The organism is Pseudomonas sp. R3.Fl (assembly GCF_023516765.1).
Lineage (GTDB): Bacteria > Pseudomonadota > Gammaproteobacteria > Pseudomonadales > Pseudomonadaceae > Pseudomonas > Pseudomonas citronellolis.
The window spans coordinates 5,032,720-5,050,124 of the sequence record NZ_JAMGSO010000001.1; the positions used below are offsets into that span (position 1 = coordinate 5,032,720).

Annotated in this window: 15 protein-coding genes; 9 read left to right on the forward strand and 6 right to left on the reverse strand. The window is 69.0% G+C overall.

All coding sequences use genetic code 11. The features are described 5' to 3' along the window. Nucleotides 1-36 precede the first annotated feature (36 nt). On the forward strand, nt 37-681 hold the full coding sequence (locus M8R19_RS22225; RefSeq protein ID WP_249918937.1) for an MBL fold metallo-hydrolase: 645 nt from the start codon (nt 37-39) through the stop codon (nt 679-681). A gap of 84 nt (nt 682-765) precedes the next feature. Then, nucleotides 766-1,491: a YiaD family glycine zipper/OmpA-like lipoprotein gene (locus M8R19_RS22230; protein WP_249918938.1), complete on the forward strand. Its 726-nt coding sequence runs from the start codon at nt 766-768 to the stop codon at nt 1,489-1,491. A gap of 294 nt (nt 1,492-1,785) precedes the next feature. Here M8R19_RS22230 and yihG read toward each other — a convergent pair whose 3' ends face one another. The 4 genes from yihG to M8R19_RS22250 all read right to left on the reverse strand — a co-directional run bounded on the left by yihG (nt 1,786) and on the right by M8R19_RS22250 (nt 6,533). Continuing rightward, a complete protein-coding gene (gene yihG, locus M8R19_RS22235; RefSeq protein ID WP_116425547.1) occupies nt 1,786-2,694 on the reverse strand; it encodes a 1-acylglycerol-3-phosphate O-acyltransferase, YihG family in 909 nt (302 codons plus the stop codon). Between the two features lie 125 nt (nt 2,695-2,819). Further along, nucleotides 2,820-4,943 (reverse strand): phosphate acetyltransferase, encoded by a 2,124-nt coding sequence (pta, locus tag M8R19_RS22240; RefSeq protein ID WP_249918939.1) that lies wholly within the window; start codon nt 4,941-4,943, stop codon nt 2,820-2,822. A 59-nt stretch (nt 4,944-5,002) separates the two neighbouring features. Beyond that, nucleotides 5,003-6,190: an acetate kinase gene (locus M8R19_RS22245; protein ID WP_116425546.1), complete on the reverse strand. Its 1,188-nt coding sequence runs from the start codon at nt 6,188-6,190 to the stop codon at nt 5,003-5,005. Nucleotides 6,191-6,197: 7 nt separating this feature from the next. Next, nucleotides 6,198-6,533 (reverse strand): DUF3565 domain-containing protein, encoded by a 336-nt coding sequence (locus tag M8R19_RS22250; RefSeq protein WP_081884745.1) that lies wholly within the window; start codon nt 6,531-6,533, stop codon nt 6,198-6,200. Between M8R19_RS22250 and M8R19_RS22255 the strand changes: the two genes are divergently transcribed. From M8R19_RS22255 to M8R19_RS22280, 6 genes are all read left to right on the forward strand, one after another. Beyond that, the gene (locus tag M8R19_RS22255) at nt 6,502-6,987 is read left to right on the forward strand and encodes an FKBP-type peptidyl-prolyl cis-trans isomerase (RefSeq protein WP_249918940.1); all 486 of its coding nucleotides are present in this window, start codon (nt 6,502-6,504) and stop codon (nt 6,985-6,987) included. The two genes, M8R19_RS22250 and M8R19_RS22255, sit on opposite strands and share 32 nt — an antisense overlap. A gap of 203 nt (nt 6,988-7,190) precedes the next feature. After that, on the forward strand, nt 7,191-7,673 hold the full coding sequence (locus tag M8R19_RS22260; protein WP_009616034.1) for a glutathione peroxidase: 483 nt from the start codon (nt 7,191-7,193) through the stop codon (nt 7,671-7,673). 115 nt (nt 7,674-7,788) lie between these two features. Then, nucleotides 7,789-8,529, forward strand: a complete 741-nt coding sequence (locus tag M8R19_RS22265; protein ID WP_249918941.1) for a nitroreductase family protein — start codon at nt 7,789-7,791, stop codon at nt 8,527-8,529. Between the two features lie 78 nt (nt 8,530-8,607). Beyond that, nucleotides 8,608-9,201 (forward strand): TetR/AcrR family transcriptional regulator, encoded by a 594-nt coding sequence (locus M8R19_RS22270; protein ID WP_249918942.1) that lies wholly within the window; start codon nt 8,608-8,610, stop codon nt 9,199-9,201. A 55-nt stretch (nt 9,202-9,256) separates the two neighbouring features. After that, on the forward strand, nt 9,257-10,369 hold the full coding sequence (locus M8R19_RS22275; RefSeq protein ID WP_116425543.1) for an NADH:flavin oxidoreductase: 1,113 nt from the start codon (nt 9,257-9,259) through the stop codon (nt 10,367-10,369). A 199-nt stretch (nt 10,370-10,568) separates the two neighbouring features. Then, on the forward strand, nt 10,569-11,528 hold the full coding sequence (locus M8R19_RS22280) for a DegV family protein (protein ID WP_249918943.1): 960 nt from the start codon (nt 10,569-10,571) through the stop codon (nt 11,526-11,528). Here M8R19_RS22280 and M8R19_RS22285 read toward each other — a convergent pair whose 3' ends face one another. Then, nucleotides 11,529-12,731 carry a glycosyltransferase family 4 protein gene (locus M8R19_RS22285; protein WP_074984660.1) on the reverse strand — a complete coding sequence of 401 codons (1,203 nt, stop codon included), beginning with the start codon at nt 12,729-12,731 and terminating at the stop codon, nt 11,529-11,531. Nucleotides 12,732-12,905: 174 nt separating this feature from the next. Between M8R19_RS22285 and M8R19_RS22290 the strand changes: the two genes are divergently transcribed. Then, nucleotides 12,906-14,600, forward strand: coding sequence for an acid phosphatase (locus M8R19_RS22290; RefSeq protein ID WP_249918944.1), 1,695 nt, complete (start codon nt 12,906-12,908; stop codon nt 14,598-14,600). Between the two features lie 39 nt (nt 14,601-14,639). Here the strand turns inward: M8R19_RS22290 and M8R19_RS22295 are convergent, their stop codons facing one another. Next, a complete protein-coding gene (locus M8R19_RS22295; RefSeq protein ID WP_249918945.1) occupies nt 14,640-17,243 on the reverse strand; it encodes an autotransporter outer membrane beta-barrel domain-containing protein in 2,604 nt (867 codons plus the stop codon). Nucleotides 17,244-17,405: the final 162 nt, after the last annotated feature.

Genomic DNA, 17,405 nt, shown 5'->3' on the forward strand with positions numbered 1-17,405 from the left:
CCTTGGCGTTTGTCGAAACCTGCCAGGAAATACCCCATGGACGCCGCCCAGCCCGCGCTGATCCGCGAAACCTTCCCCGTCGGCCCCCTGCAGTGCAACTGCACCATCATCGGCGACCCGCTGACGAAGAAGGCCATCGTGGTCGACCCGGGCGGCGACCATGAGCTGATCCTGCAGCGCCTCGACGCCCTGGGCCTCAAAGTCGTCAGCATCATCCACACCCACGCGCACTTGGATCACTTCCTCGCCTCCGGGCAGATGAAGGAGCAGACCGGCGCCACCCTGCACCTGCACCAGGGCGACCAGTTCCTCTGGGACAACCTGGAGATGCAGTGCCGCATGTTCGGCGTGCCCTACAAGCCGGTGCCGGCGCCGGACCAGTGGCTGCAGGACGACGAGGAACTGGCCTGCGGCTGCGGCGTGGCGCTGCACACCCCGGGGCACACGCCGGGCTCGATGAGTTTCTGGTTCCCCGGCGCCAGGCTGCTGATCGCCGGCGACACCCTGTTCCGCCGCGGCATCGGCCGCACCGACCTGTGGGGCGGCGACTACGCCACCATCGAGCGTTCGATCAAACAGCGCCTGTACAGCCTGGACGAGGAGGCCACCGTGGTCACCGGCCACGGCCCGGATACCCGCCTGGGCGATGAAATGCGTGAGAATCCCTTCATTCGTGCTTAAGGTTGTTGTGGAATCTTTTGCACGTTCCAAGCTCTAACTTGCCGCCCGGGAAAGGGCGTATCGCTATTCAAGGAGTCCTCCTTCATGTTCACCGCACGTCGTCTGTCCATGGTCGCGGCCGTCACCGCCTTCGCTCTCATGGCCGGTTGCGCCTCGCAGAATCCCTATGACCCCAACACCCAGGTCCCGCAGGAGGGCGGCGTGAGCAAGACCGCCAAGTACGGCGGCCTGGGCGCGCTGGCCGGCGCCGTGGCCGGCGCGGCGATCAACCACGACAACCGCGGCAAGGGCGCGCTGATCGGCGCCGCGGTGGCCGGCATGGCCGGCGCCGGCTACGGCTACTACGCCGACAAGCAGGAAGCCCAGCTGCGCCAGCAGATGCAGGGCACCGGCGTGCAGGTGCAGCGCCAGGGCGATGACATCAAGCTGATCATGCCGGGCAACATCACCTTCGCCACCGACTCGGCGAACATCGCCCCGTCCTTCTACGCGCCGCTGAACAACCTGGCGAACTCCTTCAAGCAGTTCAACCAGAACAGCATCGAGATCGTCGGCTATACCGACAGCACCGGCAGCCGCCAGCACAACATGGACCTGTCGCAGCGCCGGGCGCAGAGTGTGGCGACCTACCTGACTTCGCAAGGCGTCGACGGTACTCGCGTGAGCACCCGCGGCATGGGGCCGGACCAGCCGATCGCGAGCAACTCCACGGTGGATGGTCGTGCGCAGAACCGTCGGGTCGAGGTGAACCTGAAGGCCCTGCCGGGCGCCCAGGGCACTGCGCCGCAGGGTGGGCAGCAGTATCAGTAAGTGTTGCCTGGATGAAAAAAAGCCCGCCGGTTGGCGGGCTTTTTCGTTTGGGTGGTTGGGCCTTGGTCATGCCACCGGGGCGCCCGGCGTGGTTGGTGAATCCAATCGCGGACGGAGTCCGCTCCTACGCCCGTGCTTCCCTGGAGCTACGGATTTCCAGAGAAACATCCGAGCCCCGTAGGATGGGTTGAGCGAAGCGATACCCATCACCAGGGTCCGATGGGTATCGCAAGCTCAACCCATCCTACGAAAAGCGCCTCGGCGTATGCGGCCCCACCCGAAAAGCGCACCTCCTCAAGCCCCAGCCGGATACTCCCGGTGCAACTGCGCTAGCACCTGGTCCTTGCGCTCCCACAGCTGGTTCACCCAGCGCTGGAACTCCGCCCGGTAATCCGCATCCTGGTCGTAGCTCTTGCCGATGAACTGCCGCGGAATCTCCAGCTCCTCGAAGCGCACCACCACGCGCTTCAAGCGCCCGGACAGCAGGCACCAGAAGGTCGGGCTGCCGTCGGGGTAGTGGATGGTCACGTTGACCAGGGTGCGCAACTGCTCGCCCATGGCGTCGAGGACGAAGGCGATGCCGCCGGCCTTGGGCTTGAGCAGGTGCTGGAACGGCGAGCCCTGCTCGTCGTGCTTGGCGCGGGTGAAGCGGGTGCCTTCGAGGAAGTTGAAGATGGCCACCGGGATGCGCTTGAACTTGGCGCAGGCCCTGCGGGTGGTGGCCAGGTCCTGGCCCTGCTTTTCCGGGTGCCTGGCCAGGTAGGCCTTGCTGTAGCGCTTCATGAAGGGGAAATCCAGCGCCCACCAGCACAGGCCGATGACGGGCACCCAGATCAGCTGCTGCTTGAGGAAGAAGCGCAGCAGCGGGATGCGCCGGTTGAGCTGGTACTGCAGGACGAGGATGTCGACCCAGCTCTGGTGGTTGCTGGTGACCAGGTAGGAATGGTCGTACTCCAGGCCTTCCAGGCCCTGGACGTTCCAGCCGGTGCGCTGCACCAGGTTCATCCAGCCCTTGTTGCAGCTGATCCAGCCTTCGGCGATCAGCCCCATGATCCGCCGGCAAACCGCCTGGGCCGGGGCGAAGGGCAGCAGCAGCTTGAACAGCGTCATGCCGAACAGCGGGACGCACCAGCACAGGGTGCTGAGGATCAGCAGCAGGCCGGCGAGCGAGCCGCGCAGGGCATGGGGAAGGAAGTTGAGCATGGATGTTCCTTGTACATGGGCGACGCTCGGCGGCGGCGCGTGGTCGGGGTTCCGGCCCCGCTGTTCGGGTGGCACCTTCCTGTGCCGGCGTTGGCCTGGGCCGCCGCTGGGCGGCCCTCCTTGGATCAGGTCTGTTGCGTATCGGCCTGGATCGCGGTGAGCGCGATGGTGTAGACGATGTCTTCCACCAGGGCGCCGCGCGACAGGTCGTTCACCGGCTTGCGCAAGCCTTGCAGCATGGGGCCGATGCTGATGCAGTCGGCGCTGCGCTGCACCGCCTTGTAGGTGGTGTTCCCGGTGTTCAGGTCGGGGAACACATACACCGTGGCGCGGCCGGCCACCGGGCTGTCGGGAGCCTTCTGGCGGCCGACGCCGGCGACGGCGGCGGCATCATACTGCAAGGGCCCGTCGATCAACAGATCGGGGCGTTTTTCCTGCGCGATGCGCGTCGCTTCCCGCACTTTCTCGACATCCGCGCCGGTTCCCGAGTCCCCCGTGGAGTAGCTGATCATCGCCACCCGCGGGACGATGCCGAAGGCCTGCGCCGAGTCGGCACTCTGCAGGGCGATCTCCGCCAGGTCACTGGCCGAAGGATCGGGATTCACCGCGCAGTCGCCATAGACCACCACCTGGTCGGGCAGCAGCATGAAGAACACCGAGGACACCAGGTTGTAGCCCGGCGCGGTCTTGATCAGCTGCAGCGCCGGGCGGATGGTGTTGGCGGTGGTGTGGATGGCGCCGGAGACCAGGCCGTCCACCTCTTCCAGGGCGAGCATCATGGTGCCCAGCACCACGTTGTCTTCCAGCTGCTGCTCGGCCATGGGCGCGTTGAGGTTCTTGCCCTTGCGCAGCGTCACCATGGGCTCGACGTAGCGGCTGCGCACCAGGTCCGGGTCGATGACCTCCAGGTCCGCCGGCAGGGCGATGCCGAGCATCTGCGCCACCGCCTGGACGTCGTCGGGCTTGGCCAGCAGCACGCAGCGGGCGATGCCGCGGGCGTGGCAGATCACTGCCGCCTGCACGGTGCGCGGCTCGCTGCCCTCGGGCAGGACGATGCGCTTGCCGGCGCGGGCGGCGCGCTGCGTCAGCTGGTAGCGGAACACCGGCGGCGACAGGCGCGGCTCGTGGGGCGCGCCGCAGCGCTCGCGCAGCCATTCGAAGTCGATGTGCCCGGCGACGTACTCGGTGACGTGCTCGGCGCGCTCGCGGTCGTCGATGGGGATTTCCTTGTTCATCCGCGTGAGGTCGCCGGCGGTGTCGTAGGAGCCGGTGTTCACCGTCAGCACCGGCAGGCCGCTCTGCAGGGCGCTGCGGCACAGTTCCATGATCCGCGCGTCCGGCGCCAGGCCGCTGCACAGCAGCAGGCCGGCCAGGGGCACGCCGTTCATGGCCGCCAGGCAGGCGGCGAGGATGATGTCGTCGCGGTCGCCCGGCACCACCACCAGCACGCCGGGCTTGAGCAGGTGCACGGTGTTCGGCGCCGAGGGCGCGCAGAGGATGATCTTCTGCACCCGGCGCTGCTCGTAGTCGCCGGCGTTGAGCACGCTGGCATTGAGCAGGTCGGCCACGTCGCGGGTGCGCGGGGCGTTGAGGTCGTCCTGCCAGGGGATGCAGCCGAGCAGGCGGAACTCGCCGCCGCGCATCAGCGCCGAGTGCTCGCTCAGGCGCGCGGCGAAGCGCTGGGCGGCGGCCTCGCCTTCCAGCGGACGGCCTTCGCCGTCGACGTCGCGGACCTTGTTGAGGATCACCCCGAGCAGCTTCGGGTCGTGGGCGCCGCCGAACAGCTGGGCCTGGATCTCCAGGCGGTCGCACAGCTCGTTGAGCGTCTCGTTCTCCGGCGCCGAGACGAGGATGACCTCGGCATCGGTGCTCTTGGCCAGGTGGAAGTTGATGCGCGCGGCGTAGCTGACGTGGCGGGTGGGGACCATGCCCTCGATGATCATCACGTCCTGGCCTTCGGCGGCGGCCCGGTACTCGTGGATGATGCCTTCGAGCAGGTCGTCCAGCAGGCCGTCGCCGAGCATCCGCTCGACCTTGCCCAGGGGCAGCGGGGTGGGCGGCTTGAGGCCGTGGGTGCGGGCCACCAGCTCGCTGGAGCGCTCCGGGCCGTCGTCGCCGGGCTGCGGCTGGGCGATGGGCTTGTAGAAACCGACCTTCAGGCCGGCGCGCTGCAGGGCGCGGATCAGCCCGAGGCTGATGGAGGTGAGGCCGACGCCAAAGCCGGTCGGGGCGATGAAGAAGGTATGCATCCGGGCTCCTTAAGCCGTTCGGGTTCGCTGCGGCCCTTGTGGGGCCGGGGAGGCAATCTTCAGCCGAGCACGGCCAGGGTGTCGAGGGCGATCTGGCGTTCCTCGTTGGTCGGGATGACCAATACCCGCGGGTGGCCCTGGGCGTGGATCGGCCCTTCGACGCCGCGCACGCAGCGGGCATTGGCCTCGCCGTCGAGCTGCAGGTTCATCACGTGCAGGTGCTGCACCGTGAGGTTGCGCACCAGGGGCGAGTTCTCGCCGATGCCGCCGGTGAAGATCAGCCCGTCCAGGCGCGGCAGGGCGCAGGTCATGGCCGCCAGGGACTTGGCCAGGCGGTAGCAGAACACCTCGATGGCCAGCGCCGCGTTGGCGTGGCCCTGCTCGCGGGCGTGCTCCAGGGTGCGCATGTCGTTGGACAGCCCGGAAAGCCCGAGCAGGCCGCTGTCGTGGTTGAGCATGTGGTCGATCTTCTCCAGGCTCCAGCCCAGGGTACGCGCCAGGTGGCTGTGCAGGTTGGGGTCGACGTCGCCGCTGCGGGTGCCCATCACCAGGCCTTCCAGGGGCGTCAGGCCCATGCTGGTATCGCGGCTCTGGCCCTCGGCGATGGCGCAGGTGGAGCTGCCGTTGCCCAGGTGTGCGGAGATCCAGTAGCTGTCGCCCAGGGCCAGGCCGCTGATCTCGGCGGCGCGGTGGCTGACGTAGCGGTGGCTGGTGCCGTGGAAGCCGTAGCGGCGCACGTGCTGCTCGCGGTACAGCGGCTCCGGCAGGGCGTAGCGGTAGGCGCGCGGCGGCAGGCTCTGGTGGAAGGCGGTGTCGAACACGGCGACGTGGGGCAGCTGTGGATAAAGCGCCATGGCCGCCTCGATGCCCAGCAGGTTGGCCGGGTTGTGCAGCGGCGCCAGGGGCACGGTGTCGCGGATCGCCTGGAGCACCTCGGCGTCGATCCGGCAGGCCTGGGTGAAGCGCTCGCCGCCGTGCACCACGCGGTGGCCGATGGCGTGCAGCGGGCCTTTCACGGCCTGCTCCACCAGCGGCAGCAGGCGCGCCAGGGCGACTTCGTGACCGGCGCCGTCGCCCAGCTCCAGGCTGTCGCGCTGGCCGCCGCGGACCCAGCCGAGCACCGCGCCGGGCTCGCCCAGGCGCTCGGCCAGGCCGTGCAGGACGAAGCCCTCGCGGTCCTCGCTGGCCAGGGCGAACTTGATCGAGGAACTGCCGCAGTTGATTACCAGGATGTTGCGTGCCGCCATGCTCGTCTCAGTCCTTGTCGTCGGAGTGGGTTGCCCGGGCGCACCAGCCGCAGGCGAAGGGCCGGCCGATCAGCGCCGCGCGCGCCTTGGCGTCCAGCACCCAGGGGCGCGACTGCCAGGGCGGCTGGTGGCGCAGGTGCTGGGTGTGGCCGCAGGACAACACTGCCACCCAGTGGCCGTCCTCGTCCTGATGGAAGTCAAGCAGGCGCGGCGGCTCGCGCACGGGCCATCCGTCCGCCTTCGGGTCGCTTTCATCCCCGGCCCGGCGTAGACTTGTCCGCTCAACTTCTTTTTCCGAAAGGTTCTTCCCCATGCAGATCGCAGCCAACAAGGCGGTTTCCATCGACTATACCCTGACCAACGACGCAGGTGAGGTCATCGACAGTTCCGCCGGCGGCGCTCCGCTGGTGTACCTGCATGGTGCCGGCAACATCATCTCCGGTCTGGAGAAGGCCCTGGAAGGCAAGCAGGTCGGCGACGAGCTGGACGTGGCCATCGAGCCGGGCGAAGCCTACGGCGAATACAGCGCCGAGCTGGTCGCCACCCTGAGCCGCGAAATGTTCGAAGGCGTCGACGAGCTGCAGGTCGGCATGCAGTTCCACGCATCTGCTCCGGACGGCGGCATGCAGATCGTCACCATCCGCGACATCGACGGCGACGACGTGACCGTCGACGGCAACCACCCGCTGGCCGGCCAGCGCCTGAACTTCAAGGTCAAGGTGGTCGACGTGCGCGAGGCTTCCGCCGAGGAAGTCGCCCACGGCCACATCCATGGCGAGGGCGGCCACCACCACTGAGGTGTTTCGTCGGGCCGATTGATGGCCCGGTGACACCCGGTCGGAGCTGCTAAGCTTGTACCCGTGAAAGGCGCCTGAGGGCGCCTTTCGCATGCACGGATGCTGGGCCTTTTTCCCGAACCGACTGGGATGCGCCGCGTGGACGACTTGTCCGGCCGGGCGCACGGCACTTCGTGTGCCTATTTCATTCAAGGAGTACTCCAATGAGCGCTTTTCACGATCTGACTCTGCGTGGCCTGGATGGCCAGGATCTGCCGCTCTCCCCATTGAAGGGCAAGGTGGTGCTGGTGGTGAACGTCGCCTCCAGGTGTGGTCTGACCCCGCAGTACGCCGGGCTGGAGAAGCTCTACCAGCAATACCGCGACCGCGGCTTCGTGGTCCTGGGCCTGCCCTGCAACCAGTTCGCCGGCCAGGAGCCGGGCAGCGAGGCGGACATCCAGTCGTTCTGCTCGCTGAACTACGGCGTCAGCTTCCCGATGTCGGCCAAGCTCGAGGTCAACGGTCCCGAGCGCCATCCGCTGTACCGCCTGCTGGCGGGCGAGGGCGCCGAGTTCCCCGGCGACATCACCTGGAACTTCGAGAAGTTCCTGCTCGCCCCCGACGGCCGCGTGCTGGCGCGCTTCAGCCCGCGCACCGCGCCGGACGACGCGGCCCTGGTGCAGGCCATCGAGAAGGCCCTGGGCTGAGCCTGCGCACCGGCAGGAGAGGGCGCTTGCGCCAATCCTGCCGGCATTTCTCTCATCCGCCTGTGCGCGGCGCCGCGGGCCGGGTTTAATCCCCGGACCGACCGAGGACGCCGCCATGACCCGATTCGTCGCCGAAACCCCCGACCTGGCCTGCGGGCCGGCCCAGCTGCGCCAGCTCATCGAGCAGCGCCGCTCGGTGCGCCGCTTCACCGACGAGCCGGTGCCGGACGCGGTGCTGCGCGACTGCCTGGAACTGGCGAGCCTCGCGCCCAACTCCTGCAACCTGCAGCCCTGGAGCTTCCAGGTGATCCGCGATCCGGTGTTGCGCCAGCGCCTGCACGAGGTCTGCCTGAAGCAGAACGCCGCGCGCACCGCTCCGGTGCTGATCGCCGTGCTGGCGCGCCCGGACACCTGGCGCGAGGCCTGTCGCCAGGTGGTAGAACAGTGGCCGGAGCCGCAGGTGCCGGAGCAGGTGCGCAGGTTCTACGCCAAGACCGCGCCTTTCCAGTACGACCAGGGCGCCTTCGGCCTGCGCGGCCTGTTCAAGCGCTGCCTGGTGCGCCTGGTCGGCCTGCGCCGGCCGCTGATGCGCACGCCCAACAGCCACGCGCAGATGCGCCTGTGGGCGACCAAGTCCACCGCCCTGGCGGCGCAGAACCTGATGCTCGCGGTACAGAGCCACGGCTACGCCAGCTGCCCCATGGAAGGCTTCGACGAGGTGCGCCTGCGCCGCGTGCTGGACATCCCGCCGCGAGCCGTGCCGGTCATGCTGCTGGCGGTGGGCCGAGCCGCCGAGCGCGGCGTGTACAACCCGCGCCTGCGCTTCCCGCTGGAGCAGTACGTCAGCTGGCACTGAGGCCGCTGCCTGTGGCGCAGAATCACCGCCATCAATAGTGCTGGGCAGGGCGAGACGACCGGTCATATCCTGCGCCCCATGAACACCAGCATCCGACTCGACAAGCGCGACCTCATCCTGGCCAAGGGCTCGGCGGTCATGACCCGCTGCGGCTACCACGGCACCGGGGTGCAGGACATCGTCCAGGCCACGGGCATTCCCAAGGGCTCCTTCTACCACTACTTCGAGAGCAAGGAAGACTTCGCCCTGCAGGCCCTGGAGCACATCTACGGCTCGCGCCTGCAGCGCTACGCCGAGGCCCTGGGCAACCCGGCGCTGGGCCCGCGCGCGCGCATCCTCGGCTACTACGCCGAACTGCTGGCGCACTTTACCCGCCAGGAGAAGGCCGAGTACCACTGCTTCATCGGCAGCCTCAGCTTCGAGATGGCCGAACTGTCGCCGGCCATCGGCGCCCAGGTCGACGCCATCCTCCAGCGCGGCGCCGACATCCTCCGCGACTGCCTGGCCGAGGCGCAGCGCGCCGGCGAGTTGGCCGCGGACGAGGACTGCGAGAACCTCGCCAACTTCATCGCCAACGCCTGGCAGGGCGTGCTGGGGCGGCTGAAGGCGAGCGGCTCGCTGCAACCCATGGAAGCCTTCATCGCCCGCCTGGAGCGGGTGCTGGCGGCCTGAACATCGTGCAACCCACTGACGGGACGGGCCGCCCGGCCGCCCCTGGAGAACCTTCGTGAGCGCATCCGTAGAGAGCCTGTTCCAGCCCTTCCGCCTCGGCAACCTGGAGCTGCCGACCCGCGTGGTCATGGCCCCGATGACCCGCAACTTCAGCCCGGGCGGCGTGCCCCACGCCCAGGTGGTGGAGTACTACCGCCGCCGCGCCGCCGCCGGCGTCGGCCTGATCGTCACCGAAGGCACCACCGTCGGCCACAAGGCCGCCAACGGCTACCCGAACGTGCCGCGCTTCTACGGCGAGGACGCCCTGGCCGGCTGGAAGCAGGTGGTCGACGCGGTGCACGCCGAAGGCGGCAAGATCGTCCCGCAGCTGTGGCACGTCGGTTCCGTGCGCCGCCTGGGCGTGGAGCCGGACGCCAGCGTCCCCGGCTACGGCCCCAGCGGCAAGGTCAAGGACGGCCAGGTGCTGGTCCATGAAATGACCAAGGAAGACATCCAGGACGTCATCGCCGCCTTCGCCCAGGCCGCCCGCGACGCCAAGGCCATCGGCATGGACGGCGTGGAGATCCACGGCGCCCACGGCTACCTGATCGACCAGTTCTTCTGGGACGGCAGCAACAAGCGCACCGACGAATACGGCGGCAGCCTGGCCAATCGCTCGCGCTTCGCCATCGAGCTGATCCGCGCCGTGCGCGAGGCGGTGGGCCCGGACTACCCGATCATCTTCCGCTTCTCGCAGTGGAAGCAGCAGGACTACGCCGCGCGCCTGGTGCAGACCCCGGAAGAACTGGCGGCGTTCCTCGAGCCGCTGTCCGAGGCCGGCGTGGACATCTTCCACTGCTCGACCCGCCGCTTCTGGATTCCCGAGTTCGAAGGCTCGGACCTCAACCTGGCCGGCTGGACGCGCCAGCTCACCGGCAAGCCGACCATCACCGTGGGCAACGTCGGCCTGGACGGCAGCGAGTTCCTGGCCTTCTTCGGCAAGACCGACGAAGTGGCCCAGCCTTCGGGCATCGAGGGCCTGCTGGAGCGCCTGGGCAAGCAGGAGTTCGACCTGGTGGCGGTGGGCCGTGCGCTGCTGGTGGACCCGGACTGGGCGCTGAAGGTGCGCGACGGCCGCCTGGCCGACATCAAGCCGTTCAGCCGCGATGCGCTGATGTCCCTGGCCTGATCGCCGCGGACCGACAAGACCGCCCGGGGCCGCTCCCCGGGCGGTTTCTTTTTGTCCTTTTCCTGAGGCCATTTCCGCCAAATTTACAAATCTTTTCCGAAGCAGGCCTTCCGATATGCTGACTTGAATGTCGGAAAAGGGCATTGTAGGGCGGCTAACACACAACAATAGGCCGGCACACGGCCAAAGGAGCTAAGCCATGCGGATCGGCCTGGTGGTGGATGCGACCTGCGACCTGCCCCCCGAATTCCTCGCTGCCAACAACATCCGCGTCCTGCCCATCGGTATCCGGGTGGGCCAGCGGCGCATCATCGACGATCGCGACCCTGACACCACCCTGCGCTTCTACGCCGAGGAGCTGCCCAAGGTCGCCCCGGAGGACGGCAGCGAGCCGCTGACCGCGGCGGAAACCCAGGCCTGGTTCCTGGAACAGTTGGTCACCGACTTCGACTACGTCATCTGCCTGACCGTCAGCAGCGCGCGCAGCCCGATCTTCGAGAACGCCACCCAGGCCTCCTTCGGCCTGCTGCAGAACTACCGCGAGAAACGCGCCGCGGCCGGCATCAACGGCCCCTTCGCGCTGCGCGTGGTGGACAGCCAGACGGTGTTCGCCGGCCTGGCGGTGCTGGCCGCCGAAGGCGCGCGCCTGCTCGGCGAGGACCAGCACCCCAACGCCATCCGCACGCGCCTGGAGCAGCTGAGCCAGCAGATGAACACCTTCCTGGTCGCCAACGACCTCGGCCACGTGCGCCGCCGCGGCTTCCAGAAGGGCGACCGCAGCAGCATCGGCGACCGCCTGCGCGGCGCCTTCCTCGGCATCGGCTCGATGCTCGACATGAAGCCGGTGCTGAGCCTGGTGCAGGGCGAGGACAAGCCGGTGTCGGTGTCGCCGAACTACGAGAAGTCCGCCGAGCGCCTGCTCAACTTCGCCCGCGCGCGGGTGGAGGCTGGTGAGCTGCTGGCCCCGCACGTCGGCCTGAGCTACGCCGGCGACCCCTCGGCGCTGCGCGACCTGCCGGGCTTCGAGGCCCTGGAACAGGCCTGCGGCGAGCGCGGCATCGCCATGCACCTGGGCATGCTCAGCCCGACCGGGGGCATCAACCTCGGCGCCGGGGCCATGAGCCTGTCGTTCGCCGCCGAGCCCAAGCCCTTCGCCTGATCACTTGCGCACGGTATCGGCGCCCAGCGCGTCGGTGCCGTTGGCCGGTGCCGGCAGCGGCTGGCGGATGGCTTCCAGCAGGTAGCCCTCGAAGCGTTCGACGATGCTCCGCCATTCCAGGCGCCCGGCGTGCTGGCGCGCATTCAGGCGCACCCGGCGCAGGTGCTCGCGGTCTTCCAGCAGCCAGCTGGCGGCATCGATGAAATCGGCCTCGTCGCCGGGAATCGCCAGTGCGCCGTCGTGGCCGTGGCGGATGTGCTGGGCCGCGGCGGCCTGGTCGTAGGCGACCACCGCCAGGCCCGAGGCCAGCGCTTCCAGCACCACGTTGCCGAAGGTCTCCGACAGGCTGGGGAAGAGGAACAGGTCGCCGCTGGCGTAGTGCCGGGCCAGTTCCTCGCCGCGTTGCAGGCCGCAGAAGATCGCATCCGGCAGCTCGCGGGCGAGCTGCGCGCGCTGCGGGCCGTCGCCGACGATCACCAGGCGCAGCTTCAGCTGCGGGTGGGCGGCGCGCAGTTGATTGAAAGCGCGGCCGAGCAGGCCGAGGTTCTTCTCCGCGGCCAGGCGGCCGACGTGCAGCACGGCGATGTCCTGCTCGCCCAGGCCCCACTCGCGGCGCAAGGCATCGTCGCGGCGGCCGGGCTGGAACAGCTGGCCATCCACGCCGCGCGCCAGCTGGGCGAGGTGGGCGAAGCCGCGGCGCTCCAGCTCCAGCGCCTGGCTGGCGCTGGGCACCAGGGTGCGCTGGGTGCGGTTGTGGAACCAGCGCAGGTAGGCCGTCACCAGGCGCGTCAGCGGGCCCAGGCCGTAGTGCGCGCTGTACTGCTGGAAATTGGTGTGGAAGCCGCTCAGCGCGGGAATCCGCAGGCGTCGCGCGGCGCGCAGGGCGGCCAGCCCGAGCGGGCCCTCGGTGGCGATGTAGAGCACGTCCGGGCGCAGCCGCCGCCAGTGCCGCAGCAGCTTGTGCAGGCACGACTGGCCCCATTGCAGGCCGGGGTAGCCGGGCAGCGGCCAGCCGCGGGTGAGCAGCAGTTCGTCGTCGCTGTGGCGGCCGTCGTCGACGTGCTGTCGCGGGCGCACCACCTGCACCCGGTGGCCGAGCTGCAGCAGCCCGGCGGCGAGGCGCCCGAGGGTATTGGCCACGCCGTTGATTTCCGGCGGGAAGGTTTCGCTGATCAGCGCGATGCGCAGGGGAGTCGTGCTCATGAACGGCAGTCTCCGCCTGGCCGGTGTAGCTCGTGTGACGCCGGGGTTGCACAAATGTGACGGGGGATTCGGGCATTTCTCGCGCGGCTTTGGAAAGGCCTGTCATAGAGCCTTCGCCCGCCTGTCATACGGGGCTGCTAGAGTGCCGCGATTTCCGACATGGGGGAGCCGTCGATGAGCGACAAGCGCGATCAGAATCCCGGGCAGGACGATGCCCAGCCACTGGCGGACGCCGGCCGCCGCCGCTTCCTTGGCGGCGCCGCGGCCCTGGGCGCCGGCGCCGCGCTGGCCGGCCTGGTGGGCGAGGGCACGGCGCAGGCCGCCGAGGCCGTGCGCGAACTGGAGGGCGCCGAGCTGGACCGGGCGCTGCGCGAGCAGGTGCAGAGCATCGTGGTGATCTACGCCGAGAACCGCAGCTTCAACAACCTGTTCGGCGACTTCCCCGGCGTGGAGAAGCCGCTGTCGTCGCTGCAGCCGGCCGACTACCAGCAGCGCGACCGCGACGGCCGCCTGCTGGACAAGCTGCCGCCGGTATACGGCGGCGTGCTGCAACTGGGCCAGACCCTGGAAGGCGTGACCTACGCCGAGGGCATGCAGTACCAGGAGAACCTGGCCAACGCGCCCTTCGCGCTCAAGGGCCCGCAGGGCGAGGACCTGCCCCTGGGCCTGGTGACCCGCGACCTGTGGCACGTGTTCTACCAGAACCAGATGCAGATCAACGGCGGGCGCAACGACATGTTCGTCGCCTGGGCCGACTCCGGCGCGCTGCCCATGGGCTACTACGCGCAGAGCCCGTATAGCCTGCGCCTGTGGGACCTGGCCCGGGACTTCGTGCTGTGCGACAACTTCTTCCAGGGCGCCTTCGGCGGCTCCTTCCTCAACCACCACTACCTGGTGGCGGCGACCCCGCCGGTGTACCCGGACGTGCACAACTCGCCGGCGCACACGCAGATCGCCCAGCTGATGAGCGACAACCCCGCCGACCCGCGGCTGAAACCGCTGGAGGACTCGCCCGCCAGCGTCGCCGGCGGCGCGCCGAAATTCGGCCCCAGCGCCCTGACCCCCGACGGCTACGGCGTGAACACCATGCTGCCGCCTTACTGGCCGACCGTGCAGCGCGACCCCAAGCGCCCGGACTACGCACTGCCGGACCAGCCCAACGTGATGGTGCCGCAGCGCCACGAGCACATCGGCGACAAGCTGAGCAGGAAGGGCGTGGACTGGGCCTGGTACGCCGGTGCCTGGGAAGCCACCCTGGAGCAGTACAGGAACTCCGCCGGCATCCCGAAGATTCCCAACTTCCAGTACCACCACCAGCCGTTCAACTACTTCGTCCAGCAGGGCCCGGAACACCCGGAGGAACGCGCGAGACGCCTGCGCGACGGTGGCCTGGGCGACGACCCATCGAGCAACCGCTTCTTCGCCGACGCCCGCGCCGGCAAGCTGCCGGCGGTGAGCTTCTACAAGCCCCAGGGCAACCTCAACATGCACGCCGGCTACGCCGACGTGGCCAGCGGCGACCGGCACATGGTGCGCGCCGTGAAGCACCTGATGGAAAGCCCGCAGTGGCAGAACATGGTGATCGTCATCACGGTGGACGAAAACGGCGGCTGGTGGGACCACGTGGCGCCGCCCAGGGGCGACCGCTGGGGCCCCGGCTCGCGCATCCCGGCGCTGGTGGTCTCGCCCTTCGCCCGCCACGGCACGGTGGACCACACCGTCTACGACACCGCCTCGATCCTGCGCCTGATCACCCGGGTGTTCGACCTGGAGAAGCTCGACGGCCTGAAGCTGCGCGACGACGCCATGCGCGCCCGCGGCCAGCAGCCCATGGGCGATCTGACCGCGGCGCTGCGTTTCGTTGGCTGAGAAAGCGCGCCCCGGCAGAGGCCGGGGCGCGGGCAGGGCTCAGAAGTTGATCTTCAGGCCGAGGGTGAAGGCCTGGTCGCGGTAGCCGTTGTCGCCGTGCTGGCGGGCTACCTCGCCCCATACGTTGACCCGGCTGTTGACCTTGCTGGTGGCGCCCAGCTTGACCTCGAGGATGTCGCTGGCGCCGTCCATCTCGAAGCGCGAGCTGCCCATCTTCGCGCCGAAGTCGTCCGAGTTGTGGATCCAGTTGGTTTCCAGGTAGGGCTCCACGGCGTAGCGCTTGGCGAAGCCGGTTTCGTCGTTGCTGCGCAGCGCGGCGCGGGCGCCCAGGCGGGTCATGAGGTTGCCGTCGCCTTTGCCGGTGACGCGGGTGCCGTTGGCCTCGCGGTGGCTGTCGGCCTTGACGCCCATGTAGACCACCTGCGCCTGGGGCTGCAGGTAGACGCTGGCCTTCCCGGTCTTCACCACGCGGAAGGTCTTGCCGGTCTCGATGGAGGCGGTGATGCCGTCGGAGTCGTAGCGCTCCTTGGCCAGTTGCTCGCCGCGCACCTCGTTGTCGAAGCGGTTGTACAGCACCCAGGTGTCGACGTAGGCGCCGTTCTCGTCTTCTCGGTCCTCGTACCAGGTGCCGTAGAGGCCCAGGCTGTAGCCGTCGATCTCGCCCTTGGCGCTGAAGCCGGTGATCCGCGAGCGGCTGCTGGAGTTGCCGTTGGCGTAGCCGCCCATCACCCCGAGCACCCAGTCGCCCTTGTCGTTGCTGTAGCGCAGCAGGTCGCTGCCGAGCTGCAGTACGTAGCGGTTGCTCTCGGTCTTCAGCTGCCCGGTGCTGTCGTTCCAGCGGCCGGCGCCATCGACGTTGCGCATCCATAGCATCGAGGTGCGGGCCTCGCCGGTATCCGGGTCGACGTAGGTCAGGTTGCCGGTGCGGTCGTGCAGGCGGTGCAGGAACAGCGTGTTGGCCGCCGCCAGGTTGGCGGTGTAGGCGCCGCCTTCCGGCTGGCGGATACGGTCCTTGTCGCTGGACGGCGGCGGCGCTACCGGTGGTACCGGCGGCTGTTCGGGATCGGGGTCCGGCTGCGGCTCGGGCGTCGGACCGGGGCCGGGTTCCGGCTCGGGCTCGGGTTCCGGATCAGGGTCGACGGTGGGCTTGTAGGACGTGAGGTACCAGTCCTTCTCCGAACCGCTGGAGCCGACGAAGGTCCCGCCGCGGCGCAGCACGTATTCGTAGCCGCCCTCGGTGACCCGGTCGGAACGGAACTCGCCCTCGGACAGGCCGGCGACCTCGATCATGCGGATGCCTTCCCAGGTCTCGGCGCCGACGCCGGTGGTGTTGTTCACCGTGACCTGCGTCTGCCCGGTGGTGCTGCCCTTGACCAGCAACTGGTCGGTGGCCGAGCCGTCGTCGCCCAGGTGGGTGTTCATGATCAGGCGGCCGCCGCCGCTGAAGTCGCCGTCCACGGTGAGCGTCTTGTGGCTGTAGTCGGCGGCCTCGCCGCTGCGGGCGTACTCCAGGGTGGCGCCGCTGCCCAGCACCAGGCTGCTGAGGTTGGAGTCGGCGGTCATGACCCAGCTGCTGGCGCCGTCCAGGGCCAGGTGCACCTGGCCGTCGCTGGCGGTGGCGGTGCTGCCGTTGAAGTAGGAGCCGGCGGCCATCTTCAGGTCGATGACGCCACCCTGGTCGGCCAGCAGTGCGGCACCCAGGCGGCCGGCCTGGTCGGCCGCGGCGCTGCTGTCCAGCCGGTAGACGGCGGCGCCGCTGCTGCTGATGTGCGAACCGGCGCCGCTGGCGTAGAGGGCGCGGTTGCCGTCGGTCACCGTCACCTGGGTGTCGCCGCCCAGGTTGACCTGGCCGCCGCGCGGGCCATTGGCGTCGCTCAAGGTCTGGGCGTAGATGCCGTAGGCGTTGGCCTTCTCCGTGGTGATGCGGGTGTCGCCGAGGTTGATCACGCCGCCGCGGTTGGCGTAGACGGCGTGGGCCGAGCTGCCCTTGGTGAGGATCACGCTGCCATCGCCGAGGGTGACTTCGGCGTCGCCCCTGTAGGTGGTGTTGCTCAGGTCGCGGTTCCCGGCGTAGACGGCGTAGCCGGTGCCGTCGAGCCAGTTGCCGCCGCTGCCGGCGGTGGTGATGTGCGCATTCTCGCCGAGCACGATCTGGTTCTTGCCGCCGTTCTTCGAGGTATTGGCACGGACGCCCATGCCGCCGCCCTCGGCGCTGATGGAGGCGTCGTCGCCGATGGTGACCGTCGAATTGACCGCGTTCTCGGTGACGTTGATGCCGTCGGCCGAAGAGCCCGTGGTGACGACGCTGAACGTCTCGATACGGATGTTGTTGGTGCCGTTGTTGGCCTGGATGGCGTCCGCCTTGCTGCCGCTGGTGGTGATCGCCACGTTGTTCAGGTTGTAGGTCGAACCGTTGCCGTAGATGCCGAAGCCTGCCAGTGAAGGCGAGGTGCCGCCGGTGGCGGTGGTGTTGATCACGATGTTGTCGTAACCGTTCGGGTTGCCGTAGTACAGGGGCACGTCGCAGGTCAGCGTGCTGCTGGCCGCATCGCCGCTGCAACCGGCGCTGGCCGCCTGCGTGGACAAAGCCAGGGCCGTGGCCAGGGCGATGTGAAGCGCCAGGACCGTCTTCTGGAATCGCATGATTCACCTCCTTGCACCGCCGTTTCGTGGAAGGGCGGGGCGTGAGCCAACGGGCGTGAGGGCACGAGGGGAAACTGCGCGGCAGACGCGGGCTGCCGATGCCGATCCGCGGTCGTTGGACGATGTGGCCTGGCCTCGCCAGGCACTGGTGGATGCGCGGCC